Consider the following 13524-nt stretch of genomic DNA (forward strand, 5'->3'; position numbering starts at 1 on the left):
GTCAGCCCTCCGTTCCGGTCGGCTCGTCCAGGGCGCGGAGTAGGGCAGCCTGGTGGGCTTCGGCGCGGGTCATGCCGTGCGGCGGGCGGTGGCCGTTGTCAGGCACGGCGTGCAGTCCGCGCCGGGCCGGGGGGCGCTCGCGGGTGATCCAGGCCCGCCAGTCCGCGGACCAGGCTCCGGCAGAGCGAGGCGTCCAGTCGGAGCGGTGCAGGCGCCACTTCGCGTCGGCAGCCTTCAGCCCTTCCTCGCCGAGGCGGTCGAGGTGGCCCTGCTGGCGGGCCCAGGCGTGGGTTGCTGGGTCGACCTGCCACTCGCCAGCCGGGACGACGGCCGCACCACTACTGCTGTACCTCCGGTTCAAATCACGTTCACTAGGGTTCTGGGGGGTGGAATCCGTACCGTGAGGGGTTCGGATTCCTGCCCTTCGACGGGTCGGATTCCGTCGCGAGGATGTGGAATCCGACCCGGTCGGATTCCTGCGCGAGGGGTCGGAATCCGCGCTCCGCCGGGGCCAGATTCCGTACCGCTGCAACCCCTTCTCGGCGTCGGCGTCGAGGTCCGGAACGGGGTCGGAGTCCGTCGGGGGCTCGACGTAGGCGTCGGGGTCCTCGTGGCGCACGGCTGCGACCTTGGCCAGCCAGGAGGCCGCTCGGGGCAGGCGGTACACCGAGCTTCGCTTGGGGCCCTGAAGGTGTCCGCGCTCCACCAGCTCGCCGCTCTTGTCCAGCGCGGCCAGAGCGTCGCGAACGGCGGTGCGACTAGCGTTCGTCCGCTTCATCAGGTCGGGTACGGAGGCCCAGACCACGCAGCGCTCGTCGGGAACCCGATCCGCGACCGCCAGGAGGACCAGCCGCGCGGTGCCCCTACTGGAGCTGTGGTCGAATACCCATTCACGTACGTCCTTGCTCATCGGCCGCCCCGATCGAGCGAGCGGTGGTGGCCGCGCACCAGACCGGCGCCGGCAGACCCGGTGCGTGGGCTGGAGGGTGCTGCGGCCAGGGTGGCTGCCGCGCGGACAGGCCGGACGGGCCTTTTGCGCAGGGCGGGACCCATGTAAGAATCTCCTTTGGTGTTGCCACGCTGAGACGCCCCGTGGAAGGGATCAGCGTGGTGATGGTGGCGATCACCGCCCTTGCACGGGCGGTACAGCCGTTAGCGTCCGGCGTCCGGGAGTTGCACCTCTCGGGCGCCGCCGCTGTATCAGGACCTATCCGGTCCGAAGTTTCTGCACGTCACAGCTCTCTGTTCGCGTCGGTCGGGCTTCTGGCCGACTGGGGACGACGAACATACGCACGGCTTGGCGTCAAGGTCCAGAGTTGGCTCTTAAACCCTGTAGAAGTCGCGGGAGCGGGCGCGACGGCGATGGAGCGATCATGGGCGGATTCCCTGGCGGGTGCGTCTGGCGTGAGGTCGGCGCGACCCTTCCTGGGCCTCACCAGCAGCTCAACACTTCAGTGAAGCTGCGATCGGAAACCTACGCCACAGTGATCCCTTCTTGTCAATACTGAAGTGAAGCGCCTTGGATGTTGGCCCCTGAGGCTGCACTGCAGTACAGTCCGGGGCTCAGCGTGCAGATGGGAGGAGTCGGATGGTGGAGTCCAGCGAACCGGTGGGGGCGCCAAGCGGCGCGGCCGGCGCTCGGCGCTCTTTGGCCGACAAGCTCAACCACCTCTTCGAGACCAAGAAGAACCCTGCGACCGGCAGGCCCTACACCAATGCCGAGGTGGCCAGGGCGACTTCCATGTCGGAGAGCGCGATCAGTCAGCTCCGGAGCGGGGCCAAGCCCAACCCCACCCTCACGACGGTGGAGAGGCTCGCCGGTCACTTCCATGTGAAGGCGCAGTACTTCTTCTCGGACTATGACGCCGAAGAAGCCGAGAAGGTGCGCGCCACCATGGAACTGATCGAGGCGGTGGCCGACAGCGAGGTCCGCGGACTAGCGCTTCGCGCCAACGGCCTCTCGGCGGACAGCCTCAAGATGATCACTGACGTGATCAACCAGGCGCGTCGCTGGGAAGGGCTCGACAAGCCCGCTCCGTGACGTGACCCTTCTCACCCACTGGGCGGATTTGGCCTATATGCCTTCTAGGTCCTTCAAGATCACATTGAGGGGCCGTCTTGTCGTGTGCAAAGCTCCGCTGGAACCACGCGGAATGATGGGTTCCGGTTAGTGCAGGCCGCGCCAGCGCCGACTCGGGGGCTACAGCAAGGATCTCGTCCATGTTCAATCGGCGTTTCGCGCGCAAAGAGGCGCAGCTGAGGCGACTCTGTGAGGAGCAACTGCGAGGGATCGAGATATCGGATCCTGATGCGGTGGATGAAATATGCCGACAGCTCGCCATCAAGCGGGGCCGTCCGCTTTACCTCCACGAACTTCCTGAAACTGGCGGGGCGAACGCTCCCTGCGGAATGGTCCTGTCATTCGACCACGGGGATTACGTGTTCCACGTGGCGGCAACCAGTGAACGGCATCGCGCGCAGATCGTGCGTCATGAGCTGGCCCATCTCCTGCTCGGACACGCCGGGACCAACGAGAGCGTTGTGAAAGCGCTGCTGGGCGTCCTCCCCGACGGGGTGGATCCTGCGGCTGTTCTCTCGGCCCTGGCCCGGACAAGCTACGACAGCGAGAGCGAGTACGACGCCGAGATGGCCGCCTCCTGCCTCGGAGAAATCTTCCGCGACCTCGCTCACTCCGGCCGCGAACACGGCCGCTCCGGTTTGGTCTCGCGGCTCGACGACGCGCTGGTCCACCCGCGGAGGAACCGCCGCTCATGACCACACCGACCATCATCGCCGGCATCCTCTGGCTGGTGGCTCTCTGGCGGCTGCCGGCGATCCGGCACTCCCACAAGCAGCGGAGCCTGGCGCTGACCCTGGTAGCCCTCGCGGCAGCAATGACCTTCGAGGTGCCCCAGGTCAAGGAGATGGTCGATGCCGCCGTGGGGGCCGAGGCCAGGCTGTCACCGCTACTGAAGCACCTGCTCGGTGTCACCTCGGCGGCCTACCTGCTCGACTTCGTCATTGCGGTTGTCCGACCACAGGGCCTGGCACGCCGTACGCGGCTGGTGGCCGCGGGCGTGACCCTGCCCCTCATGCTCACCTTCTACGCCTTGGCGAACTGGACTCCCGACGGACCGGTCCGGCTCGGTGAAGGCCGCGGGGCCCTCTTCCCCGTTCTCTACATGACCGTCTTCACGCTGTACATCGGCATCGCGATGGTCGTAGCCACATGGCTGTTTCTCGGCGGGGTCCGCCACAGTCGGACCTTCCTCGGGAAGGCCGGCCTCGGCTTCCTGGGCCTGGGAACTCTGCTCGGAAGCCTCTACGCCCTCCAGCGCATCGTCTTCGTGACGATTCAGCTCAGCTCCGGAACCCAGTACCCGGGCCTGGCGAATTCGCTGTCCACGACGCTCAAGCAGGCTACGGTCCTATCGGTCGCGGTCGGCGTGTGCCTTCCTCCGCTCTCCGTCGCCGTGGAGTACATCGCTGCGGCGATCACCCTGCACAAGTTGCGCCCCCTCTGGGTTCAGCTCACGGAGGCGGCCCCGCACGTGGTACTGACGACCTCCGTACGCAGGAGACGCATCCCCTTCCGGCTTGAGCGTTGCGTCATCGAGATCGAAGACGCCTGCCTGGCGCTTCGGGAGTACGTGTCGGTCGACCTTTACACGTCGGCGCAGAAGTTCGTCCTTCACCGAGCTGTCCACCCGCAGCATGCTGATGCGGTCGTGGAAGCCTGTTGGCTACGGGTGGCCGTCCAGTCCTCTCGGAATGGCGAGCGTCTACGAGGTGTGGAATACCCGCCTCTAGGCGTTACCGGACGGGACAGGGAAAGCGAGCTGTCGTGGCTGCGCCTCCTTTCCCATGCGTACTTCTCCTCACCAGTCGCTGCAGAATTCGTCCGGAAAGAACAACCGTCCAATACCCCTGCGCAGGGTAATTCGGAGGGATCTCCTCACAATGACCACTGACGTTCGCCCCCACGAGTCACTGCTGGCCCGACGGATCACTGACTGGCTTGAACCGAAGAACTGGATCATCGCCGTCACCCTGCTGGTGGGTTGGCACACCGCGCACTGGACGGGGGTGGCCTGGGGAGTCGTCGGTGCCCTGTTCGCAGCCGTCATCCCGATCACCTTCATCAAGTACGGCATCCGCAAGGGCCACTGGGGCGATCGTCACGTCGGCGCGAAGCCAGCCCGACTCGTCGTGATGGCCGTCATCCTGCTCTCGGTAGCTACCGGCATCGTCCTGATGCTCGTTGCAGGAGCGCCGCGAACGATGGTCGCGCTCATCGTCTCGATGCTGGTGACCCTGGCGATCCTCGCCGCGATCACCTTCGCCTGGAAGATCTCTGTTCACCAAGCCGTATCCGCGGGCGCGTGCGCGATGCTCGTGCAGACCTACGGCCCATGGATGGCGCTCGGCTTCCTCCTGGTCATCGTCGTCGGCTGGTCCCGTGTCGAACTGCGCGACCACACCCGCAACCAAGTGATCGCCGGCACGATCCTCGGCACCATCGTGGCCGCAGCCGTCTTCCATCTCGCTGGCTGACCCGCTCCCCGGTTGGCGACTTCACGCATGAACGAGTCCGGAAGCCGCCATGCCGGACGGACGGTCTCTCCGTTCGTCTTGGACCCGCTGGAGACCGGGTGCTCGCACCCCCGCCGGGGTGGGAGCGGTCGCGTGGTGGGCCTCGATCTCAGAGCACCTGACCCGTTCAGGGACGCGGAGTCTGAGTCAGGGGCTTGCCGGTGATGAGGTACGTGGGCCCGTCGCCGGTGCGGGCGCGTTCGACGGCCGCCAGGCGGGCGTAGGGCACTTCGCCCATCAGCTCCCGCCACTGGACGAGGTCATGGATGGCGTGCAGGTCGTGTTCGGCCGGGTCAAGGCGGATGGCGCGCAGCTGGTGGGGGGTAAGGCGTCCGCCGTCGAAGACGAACCCGACCTTGCCCATCGGCCAGTGCGGTCCGGGCAGGAGGTAGTGGGTCAGGAGCAGGCGAGGCTCACCGTGGCCGAGGTCGAGTCCTGTCTCCTCGGCGGCCTCGCGACGTGCGGTCTGCAACGGATCCTCGCCGGCGTCGGTGTTGCCGCCGGGGAACTGCCACAGCCGGTTGCCATAGATCGAGCGCAGTTGAACGGGGCGGTCGTGAGTGTCGCGGACGTACAGGCAGCCGTAGACGGTGTGATGGGGGACCGTCTTGACGTAATCGGCCCCGGACATAGGCAGCGGGCGTCCCGGGCGTCCTGGGCGGTGGTCGAAGGGGATCGCCAGGACGCCCAGGTCTTCCTGCTCGGGCGAGTAGATGGTGCGCAGAGTTTGCAGAAGTTCGTCGGCGCTGGCATTGGCGTCAATGCGGCGGAGGTCCTGGGCGCGGAGCAACTCTGCGAAGGAGGCGTGTAGCGCGGGGGGTCCGGCGACGACGTCGAGCTGCCGGTCGCTGCCGCGGTCGTGGAAGACCAGGGTGTCTCCTTCGGCGATGGCCTGCCTGCGGGATGTGGCGGTGCGCACCTCGATCGTTTTGTGGCCGGCCTCCACCTGGGCGTAGTAGCGGGGGAGCAGGTGCATGTGGTGCTCCCGCCGCGGCTTGTGCGGGGTGGGCTGAGGAAGAGGCGTGGGGGCGGACTGGGCGCTGTCAGACACGGTCGCCTCCGGCGAGCGCGGCGGTCTGGGGCTGCTGGGCAAGGGGCGGGGTCAGCCACTGGAAGACGAGGCGGGAGGCGGTCTTGTCCACGACGACGCCGTCGGCGGGGAGGTCGTGGTCGGGGGTGGTGGCCGGGTGGACGGCCATCGGGGGGTATCCGGTGGGGCGGATGTGCTGGTCCCAATCCCGTACGCACTGGGCCAGGCGCTCGGCCATCGCGGGTCCGGCCGGTCCGTGCGACCAGACCACGAACTCGTGCCGGGACTCCTGCGGCGTGGCGCCCTGGCGGCGGGGGACGCAGGTCAGGTAGGCCAGGGACCCCTCGGCCACGAGTGCCGGCAGGTGCTCGGCGCCGGCGGCGAGCAGTGGGGTGTCGGTGGCGCGGTCGCAGGTGAGAGCGCAGGCACCGGGCAAGGTGGTGGTGGCGTAGATCTGCAGGGTGTCGTACGGGCTCTTGCCCGGGAGGAGCACGCCGGTGGGCAGTTCGTGCCGCTCGGCGTGGAGAGCTTCCTCCAGTCCTTCGCTCTGGGGCGGGGGGCCGTCGTGGACGTGCACCTGCACCCGCCCGTCCGCCAACATGAGCACCGGGCTGGGACGGGTAGCGACACCGCGGTCACGGACGAATCCGCACACCGTCCAGCCCCGCGCGTGCAGTACGTCGCCGCGCCGCTGGAGCGTGACGGCGCGCGTGTAGCCGTGGATCGACAGCGGCAGCACCAGGTGGCCGCCCTCGGCGAGCTGGGCGCGCCAGGCGGGGGCGACGTCCCAGCAGTTGTAGGTGATCATGCTGCCGTCGAAGCCACCGCGCGGTACGAGGTGGGCCGGGGCGCCGAGGGCCGCGTCGCCTTCGACGACGCTGACAGCTCCGCTGCCGGCCTCCGCGTTGAAGGCCCGGGTACGGCGTACGACCCACGGGTCGATGTCGACGCTGACCACGCGTCCTCCGGCTCCGGCGGCGTGGGCGATCAGCTCGGCGTTGTACCCGCCGGAGCCTGCCTCGAAGACGCTCGCGCCCGGCGTCAGGCGCAGGCTCTCGACCATGTCGGCCTGCAGCCACGCCGCGGAGACCGAGCTGATGGCCGTCCCGGTCTCGTCGCGTCGGGTGACGACGGCCCGGTCGCCGCCGTCGTACGCGTCCGCCAGGCTCACTTCCGGGGCGAACCGATGGCGGGGCACGGTCCGCAGCGCGTCGCGGACGGGTTCGGAGGGGGCCCAGCCGCCGTCGATCACCGTCTGGGCCATCTCCTGGCGCAGACGGGCGGCCTCTTCCGGCTCACCGGGCACGGGCGGCCGCTCGGCGGCGAGCGGGTAGGACACGACCGATGGCAGGTCCGGGATGACGCCGGGCCACACGCTGTCGAGCGCGAGTGCGGCCGGGACGAAGACGTCCCCGACACGGGCGAGAGCGTGCAGGTCGAAGAACTCCCATCGGGCGAACTTGTCCGCCTCCGCGTTGGTCAGGGTCCCCGTCCACGCGGTGATGCGGACGACGGCCGTGAGCCGCGGGATGCCGTGGCTGTCGTCGACCAGCATCGTCACCACATGCGCATCGCTCAGGTTGGCGACCAGTCCTGTCTCCTCGGCGAGTTCGCGCACCGCGGCGGCGGCGAAGCCCTCCGGGCCGGTGGTCTTGCCGCCCGGCAGCTCGAGCATGCCGCGCGTCGACCGGCCGAGCAGGACCCGGCCGGCGTCGTCGGTGACGACGGCGAGAGCGCCGGTCAGAGCATGACCGGTGGTCGGTCGCTTCTCGACCGCCCGGGTAGCGAGCGGGCGTGGCCCGCGCAGCACCAGGAAGGCCAGACCGTCCGCGTCCAGCCGCTCCGCCGTCTCCCATCCCGCACCGAGCAGCGTGATCTCGTCCTCGTCCAGGGCGATCCCGCACCGCTCCGCAGGGGTGTTCTCGACGGTCGGGGTGATGACGACGAGCGCGCCGCCCTCCCGCAGCCGCCGGCTCAGCTCGTGAACGAGCCGGTTGCGGTCCCGCACGAACGGATACGCCAGCCGCATCGTGATCAGGTCGTACCCGTCCTCGTGCAGCGGGGCCGGGTCGTCGCGTTCGATATCCAGCCGCAGCCAGCGCACGCTCTCGATGCCGGCGTGCTCCTCGCGGGCCCGGGCGACCGCGCTGTCCGCGAAGTCGACCGCGTCCACGGTGTAGCCGGCCCTGGCCAGGTGGGCGGCCAACTCCCCCGTGCCGCAGCCCACCTCCAGCGCCCGGCCGCCGCCCTCGGGTACCGGGACGTGCTCCGCAAGGAGGTGCCGTTCGCGCTCACCGAGTCGCCGCCACCCCTTCCCCTCGCCGTAGTGCTGCTCCCACTCGCCGCGCTCTGTGTACGTCAACGTGCTGCTCCTCGTGTCGGTCGGGTGGGGATCAGGGGCGCTGCGGGTTGCGCAGCCGGGCCAGGGTGCGCCGTCCGCGCTCGACCAGCTCGGGGTCACCGTGGGTGGTGCCGTAGGCGATGCCGGAGACGGCGTCGAGGACGGACAGGACCGTGAACTGGGCCTCCTCTGCCGGGGTGAAGGGGCGACCGTAACCGTCCATCACGGCCTGGAAGAGGTCGGGCCGACCGTGCCAGGCGTCGGAGAGCCGTACGAAGTCCCGCACGGCCGGGCCGCCTTCGGCCCGTTCGAAGTCTCTGACGTAGAGGACGTCGGCCCTCTCGTCCCAGCGCAGATTGCGGAGCTGGAAGTCCCCGTGCGTCGGCACGCTCTCCACGGGGGACAGGCCAGCGGCCCTCTCGGCGGTGGCGCGGATGAACTCCTCGTCGCCGGGCGCGAGATGAGGCAGGGCGCCGGCCAGGTGCCGCTCCACCTTGCCCGACGGAGGGGTGTCGGCGGCCGGCCGGGGCGGGGTGCTGTGGTGGATGGCCGCCGCGAGCTGCCCGATGCGGTGGAAGATCCGGCGCTGCTGCTCGGGCGAGTGGACGGCGCCGTGCAGGGTGCGGCCGCCCACCGCGGTGAGCACGACGGCCCGCAGCGCGGGGTCGGCGGCCACCAGCCGGGGTGCGGCCGCACCGAGGCCGGGGACCCAGCTGCGCAGGGCGTCGACTTCGCGGTGGTGGAAGCGGTCGTTCTGGTGGATCTTGATGTACCACTCGCCGCCCTCGGCGCCGACCGCCCGCCATACGCGGCTCTCCTCCCGAGCCCAGGACACGTCCGTCCACGCGGTGATCCGCCCTACCGCCTGCTCGGCGAACGTGCGCACCGCCCGCTCCGGGACCGTGCCGCGCGTGGCAGGGTCTGGCACCAGGACCAGCCGGTCGACGGACCGGTCGTAGGCGATCGGGTCGCCGGGCTCCTGGAAGTGCACGGCCATCCGCGCGCCGGCCCGGTAGGCATCCAGCCCGGCCCGGCAGTACGCCACCATCGGCTCCGGCAGGGCGTCGAAGGAGAACCACCCCATGGCGTCGCACACCTGGTGCTCCCTGACCTCCGGGGTGCCTTCCCACCGCCGCACCTCGAAGAACATCCCGACCCTGGCGTCGCCGCCAGGGGCGCGGTGGTGCACGGTGACGGCCGCCCGGACATCAGCCGGGTCGATGACGACACCGGACTCCTCCTCGGCCTCGCGCACCAGAGCGGTGACCATGTCCTCCCACGGGCCGTCCAGGTGCCCGGAGACGAGATGCCAGCAGCCGGCCGCGTACACGTCACCAGCCCGCCGGGACAGCAGCACCTCCGGCCCCGATGCGCCGTCGCGTACGGCGATCAGGCGGACGTCGAGCGGCTCGGTGTGCCGCCGGGCGCCGCTCACGCCGTACCGCCGGGGCGGCGCGCGAGCAGCACGGTGAACACCGCGTCCTCCGTCAGGACGCCGCCGTCGGCCTGGTCCTGGAGCAGCCGGAGAGCGACGGCCTCGAAGTCGGGGTGGCGGCCGGCGAACAGGGCGGGGCGAGCGAAGCTGGTGGTGCGCAGGTAGCCGATGACCTTCTCGGGCGCCCAGGTACGGGAGACGGGGAAGCGGTGCTCGGTCACCTCGCTGAACGCCGAGTCGGCCAGGTCGTCCTCGTAGGAGCGGCCCGGCCCGTCGTAGGTGCCGCGGGTGCCCGCGCGGCGGTCTTCGCCGAGGTAGCTCTGGATCAGCTCCCGTAGGGCGGCCGTCCAGTCGGCCTCGTGGGTCCAGAGGCTGCCGTCGCCCATGATCGCCATGACCGCGTGGGGTGCGGCGATCCGGTCGGCCATGGACAAGACTTCCGGGCGGGCCATCCAGTTGGTCGGCGCGCTCACCCTCTTCACCAGCCCATTTGGGAGTAGAGGCGGCCTTCAGCGATCCCGGTGATGGCCGTGCGGGTGTAGGAGACCAGGCGGTCCGGGAGCTCGTGCCGCGGCCACCACTGCCAGGTCAGGCACTTGTCGGGCTCGCGGACCTCGGGGGCGCCCTCCCATCGGCGGGCCCGGAAGATGAGCTGCAGCAGGGGCTGGCTGCCCGGGGCGTCGACGACGTGGACGACGTGTGCCAGCTCCACGTTCACGGGGTCGATGACCAGCCCTGCTTCCTCCCACGCCTCGCGGACCAGGCACGCGAGGGCGGACTCTTGCTCGCACCGCCCGGCGAGGTAGTGCCAGGTGTCACCCGCGTACTTCGAGTCGGGATGACGCAGTCCGAGAAGCACACGGCCCTGGGCGTCTTCGATGTGGAGGTGTACCCCGACGCCGTTCAGCACCACCCGGCTGCCCCCGTCCCACACGGGAGGAGCCGCGGCCGGCTTGTTGTCCGGGGAGTTCTCGGCCGCGTGCCGGCGAATCAGGTCCCGGGTGGCGGGGCTCAGGCGCAGCCGGTCCAGCTCGTCCACTACGAACCAGCGCAGCAGCACACCCTCGTGCAGCGCGAGTCGGTCGGGGTGGCCACGCCACTGGCCGGCGAAGACTTGGATCGGGACGCTGAGGCCGTCGATGCTGGTTGCGGCCTCCACGGCGTAGGGCCGTACGTTTTCGAGGCGGAGGCCGGGTACCTCCTCGGACAGTTCGCGCAGGAGGGTGCCCTCAAGGTTCTGGTCGTCGCGTGTGCGGCCGCCGCCGAGAAGGGCGAACGCCCCCGACTCCCAGATGACGCCGGGCTTGTGGTCGCGCAGATGAAGCAGGTAGCGGCCTTGTCCGTCGTGGATCAGCGCGGAGGCGTTGACGGGCTCCGGCCTCCCGTCCAGACCGTGGGCGCGGGCCTCCAGGAGCTTGGCGCGCAAGGTCGAGGAGTGGACGTCGGTGAACTCGAGCCAGCGGGCGCTGGAGACCTCCTCCTCCTGCAGGGTGAGCCGGGGGAGCTGCTCGGGCACAAGGCAGAAGACGAAGCGGAAGTCGAAGTGCTGGTGGGCGCCCTCGCCCTTGGCCGGGTTGGCGTCGATGTCGTGTACGTCGATGTCGATCGGGGCGCCGAGGAACTGCGGGGTGAGACAGAGGTCCCCCGGCCGCAGGCCGGTTTCCTCACAGACTTCCCGCAGGGCCGCCGCCAACAGCGTTCGGTCCTTCTCGATGTGGCCTCCCGGGGTGAGGAGCAGCCCCGTGCCCCGGTGACCGATGTGGAGCACGCGCTGTTCACGGTCGATGACGGCCGCGCTGCACGTGACGTGGCCGGGGAGCGTCGCGCGGTCGGCTGGGTGGTCGTCGCCCTCTAGGAGGGACAGCAGTCCGGCGAGGGAGTCCTGTTCGTGCGGATGCCGGGCCAGGTACGCCTCGGCGGTCGTGCGGATGTGGGAGCGGCTGAGCGGCACGTCATCACCTCGGGACGGCAGAGGAGGAGCAGGGGTGTCCGCAGCGGCGGCCGGGGGTGCGGCGGGGCGCGCGGAGGTGGCGCCAGGGCGGCTCACGCGGGGGTCTCGTGCTTGTCGCCGTCCGGTTCGGACGTGATCTGATAAGACAGCAGCTTGCGGAACAGGCCCGGCTGTTGGGATAGCTGGGCGTAGGTGCCTTCCTGGACGATCTTGCCTTCGTCGAGGACGACGATGCGGTCGGCGATGGCGACGTTGGTGATGCGGTGGGTCACCAGCAGCACCGTCCGGTCCCGGGCGAGGGTCCGCAGCCGCTGGAAGATCCGGTACTCGGCGCGGGGGTCGAGGTTGGCCGTCGGCTCGTCGAGGACCAGCAGACCGGCCGGGCGGAAGAACGCCCTGGCCAGGGCGATGCGCTGCCACTGGCCGCCACTGAGTTCTTCCCCGTTCAGCCATTCGCGGGCCAGGAGGGTGTCCAGGCCAGCGCCGAGCTTGTCGACGACCTCGTCGGCGTCGGCCGCCTCGCACGCCTCGCGGACCGCTGCGTCGCCGCGCGCGGTGGGCTGGCCCTGGGTGACGTTCTCGCGCACGGTCAGCGGCCAGTGCGCGTAGTCCTGCGGCACGAGGGCGACCTGCCGCCACAGGGCCTGCGGGTCGGCATCGGCGGTGGGGACGCCGTCCCACAGCACTTGCCCGTCTGTTGGGAGGTAGAGGCCACTGACCAGCTTCGACAGCGTCGACTTCCCTGAGCCGTTGAAGCCGACCAGCGCGGTGACCTCGCCGCGCCGCAAAGTGAGGGAGACGCCGGACAGGGCGTCGCGGTCCTTACCGGCGTAGCGGTGGGTGATCGCCTTGACCTCGATCGTCTCCGGCGGTGCGGGGTGGTGCGGGCCGCGGCGCATGCGGAAGCCGCCGGCCTTGTCGAGGAACCCGGTCCAGTCGTCCATGTACAGCCCGGTACGCACCGCGCGGGCGCCGACCGCCACCAGGCCGCGGACCGACATACCGGCGGTCTGCAGGGCGAAGACGGCCGTGCCGGCATGCCCGACGGTGATCCGGCCGGTCGCGAGCAGCCACACGACCGCCGCCCACACCACCGCCGACCCCAGGCCGCCGCACACCGCGCCGACCAGCGACATGCGGGCGCCCTGGTCAGCCGCGGCCCGGTCCTCGCGGTTGATCCGGGCAACGGTGCTGCGGTAACGGCCGGAGAGGAAGGGAGCCATGGTGCCGGCGCGGATCTGGTCGGCGGCGTCCTTGGTGTAGATGTGCCAGCGCAGGACCGACAGCATCCGGTTGTCGCCGTTGCTGCGGAGATTGGCCAGATAGCGGGCACGGGCGGCGCTGACCTGGGCCACGGCCTGCGGGAGGCTGGCGGCGACGAGGAGGGGGAGGAGGACCCAGTGCACGCCGGCCAGGACGATCGCTCCGGCGAGGAAGGCGGCGGCCGAGGCGATCAGGTCCTGGCCCTCGTTGATCAGGTCGCCGGTGACCTGGGCGCCCCGGTCGGCGGCCTCGCGGTCGCGGTTGAAGTCGGGATCGTCGTAGGCGCACAGCTCGACCTCGGCGCAACCGGTGAGCAGCATCTGCTCGGCCTCGCGGGACATCAGCGGGCCCAGCCGGGAAGAAAGCCAGTTGACGGTGATGCCCAAGAGCGCGCGTACGCCGGCGGCTCCGGCGAGCAAAGCGACGGAGGGCCATGCCTGAAGGAGGCGGTGGTAGACGTCGCCGTCGCGCAGCAGGGCGGTCAGGGTGCCGGCGATGGCGACCAAGCCCAGGGCCTGCATCACGCCCGTGATTAGCTGGCACAGCAGGAGGCCGACGGTCGCGCGCCGGTCGACCCGCCAGGCCAGGGCCAGCGAGCGACGGACCAGTTGCGGCAGGCGCCGAGCCATGTCGCGCATCCGGATGGAGCGACCGGCCGCCTCGCGGCTGCCGGTCAGGTCGACGTACCGCATCTGCGCCTCGGGCGCGGTGGCCGCCGCCGAGGGGGCGGAAGCGGAAGCGGAGGAGGGGGCGGGCGACGGCGCGGTGGTGGTGCGCGGGCCCGGAACGCTGTCGGCTGATGCATCGGTGGGCTCACTCACGCCGCCCACCCCGTACCCGAGCGTTCTGAGGTGCGCGTGCCGTCAACGCTGAGAGGGGGAAGGCTGGGCCGCCGTTCGATTTCGGGAGGC

Annotated in this window: 11 protein-coding genes; 4 read left to right on the top strand and 7 right to left on the bottom strand. The window is 70.3% G+C overall.

Annotation, left to right across the window (positions count from 1 at the left end):
• Position 1: 1 nt before the first annotated feature.
• Positions 2-910 carry a helix-turn-helix domain-containing protein gene (locus tag ACIP5W_RS30350; protein ID WP_401480343.1) on the bottom strand — a complete coding sequence of 303 codons (909 nt, stop codon included), beginning with the start codon at positions 908-910 and terminating at the stop codon, positions 2-4.
• A gap of 678 nt (positions 911-1588) precedes the next feature.
• On the opposite strand from ACIP5W_RS30350, the gene ACIP5W_RS30355 reads away from it, so the two are divergent.
• The 4 genes from ACIP5W_RS30355 (at position 1589) to ACIP5W_RS30370 (ending at position 4554) form a co-directional block, all read left to right on the top strand.
• On the top strand, positions 1589-2041 hold the full coding sequence (locus ACIP5W_RS30355; RefSeq protein WP_363087846.1) for a helix-turn-helix domain-containing protein: 453 nt from the start codon (positions 1589-1591) through the stop codon (positions 2039-2041).
• A gap of 179 nt (positions 2042-2220) precedes the next feature.
• Positions 2221-2775: a secondary metabolite protein gene (locus ACIP5W_RS30360; protein WP_401480345.1), complete on the top strand. Its 555-nt coding sequence runs from the start codon at positions 2221-2223 to the stop codon at positions 2773-2775.
• A complete protein-coding gene (locus tag ACIP5W_RS30365) occupies positions 2772-3971 on the top strand; it encodes an MAB_1171c family putative transporter (protein ID WP_363087848.1) in 1200 nt (399 codons plus the stop codon). The genes ACIP5W_RS30360 and ACIP5W_RS30365 overlap by 4 nt, the downstream gene beginning before the upstream one ends.
• Positions 3961-4554 (top strand): hypothetical protein, encoded by a 594-nt coding sequence (locus ACIP5W_RS30370; RefSeq protein ID WP_361647045.1) that lies wholly within the window; start codon positions 3961-3963, stop codon positions 4552-4554. Before ACIP5W_RS30365 ends, ACIP5W_RS30370 begins: the two co-directional genes overlap by 11 nt.
• Positions 4555-4720: 166 nt before the next feature.
• On the opposite strand, the gene ACIP5W_RS30375 is transcribed toward ACIP5W_RS30370, so the two are convergent.
• The 6 genes from ACIP5W_RS30375 to ACIP5W_RS30400 form a co-directional block, all read right to left on the bottom strand.
• Positions 4721-5644 carry an NUDIX domain-containing protein gene (locus tag ACIP5W_RS30375; RefSeq protein ID WP_401480347.1) on the bottom strand — a complete coding sequence of 308 codons (924 nt, stop codon included), beginning with the start codon at positions 5642-5644 and terminating at the stop codon, positions 4721-4723.
• Positions 5637-7985: a methyltransferase, FxLD system gene (gene fxlM, locus ACIP5W_RS30380; protein ID WP_401480349.1), complete on the bottom strand. Its 2349-nt coding sequence runs from the start codon at positions 7983-7985 to the stop codon at positions 5637-5639. The genes ACIP5W_RS30375 and fxlM overlap by 8 nt, the downstream gene beginning before the upstream one ends.
• Positions 7986-8016: 31 nt before the next feature.
• Positions 8017-9399, bottom strand: coding sequence for a phosphotransferase (locus tag ACIP5W_RS30385; protein WP_401480351.1), 1383 nt, complete (start codon positions 9397-9399; stop codon positions 8017-8019).
• Positions 9396-9872, bottom strand: coding sequence for a hypothetical protein (locus tag ACIP5W_RS30390; protein ID WP_398099764.1), 477 nt, complete (start codon positions 9870-9872; stop codon positions 9396-9398). Before ACIP5W_RS30390 ends, ACIP5W_RS30385 begins: the two co-directional genes overlap by 4 nt.
• Positions 9873-9877: 5 nt before the next feature.
• Positions 9878-11350: an NUDIX hydrolase gene (locus ACIP5W_RS30395; RefSeq protein ID WP_401480353.1), complete on the bottom strand. Its 1473-nt coding sequence runs from the start codon at positions 11348-11350 to the stop codon at positions 9878-9880.
• A gap of 92 nt (positions 11351-11442) precedes the next feature.
• Complete coding sequence (locus ACIP5W_RS30400) at positions 11443-13305, bottom strand: ABC transporter ATP-binding protein (RefSeq protein ID WP_398099849.1); 1863 nt, start codon at positions 13303-13305, stop codon at positions 11443-11445.
• Positions 13306-13524: the final 219 nt, after the last annotated feature.

The organism is Streptomyces sp. NPDC088766, assembly GCF_044750845.1.
GTDB lineage: Bacteria > Actinomycetota > Actinomycetes > Streptomycetales > Streptomycetaceae > Streptomyces.

What these genes read in the sequence shown, in the direction of transcription:
- ACIP5W_RS30350 (WP_401480343.1), bottom strand. Translation starts at nt 910, where the DNA reads ATGAGCAAGGACGTACGTGAATGGGTATTCGACCACAGCTCCAGTAGG.
- ACIP5W_RS30355 (WP_363087846.1), top strand. Translation starts at nt 1,589, where the DNA reads ATGGTGGAGTCCAGCGAACCGGTGGGGGCGCCAAGCGGCGCGGCCGGC.
- ACIP5W_RS30360 (WP_401480345.1), top strand. Translation starts at nt 2,221, where the DNA reads ATGTTCAATCGGCGTTTCGCGCGCAAAGAGGCGCAGCTGAGGCGACTC.
- ACIP5W_RS30365 (WP_363087848.1), top strand. Translation starts at nt 2,772, where the DNA reads ATGACCACACCGACCATCATCGCCGGCATCCTCTGGCTGGTGGCTCTC.
- ACIP5W_RS30370 (WP_361647045.1), top strand. Translation starts at nt 3,961, where the DNA reads ATGACCACTGACGTTCGCCCCCACGAGTCACTGCTGGCCCGACGGATC.
- ACIP5W_RS30400 (WP_398099849.1), bottom strand. Translation starts at nt 13,305, where the DNA reads ATGCGGTACGTCGACCTGACCGGCAGCCGCGAGGCGGCCGGTCGCTCC.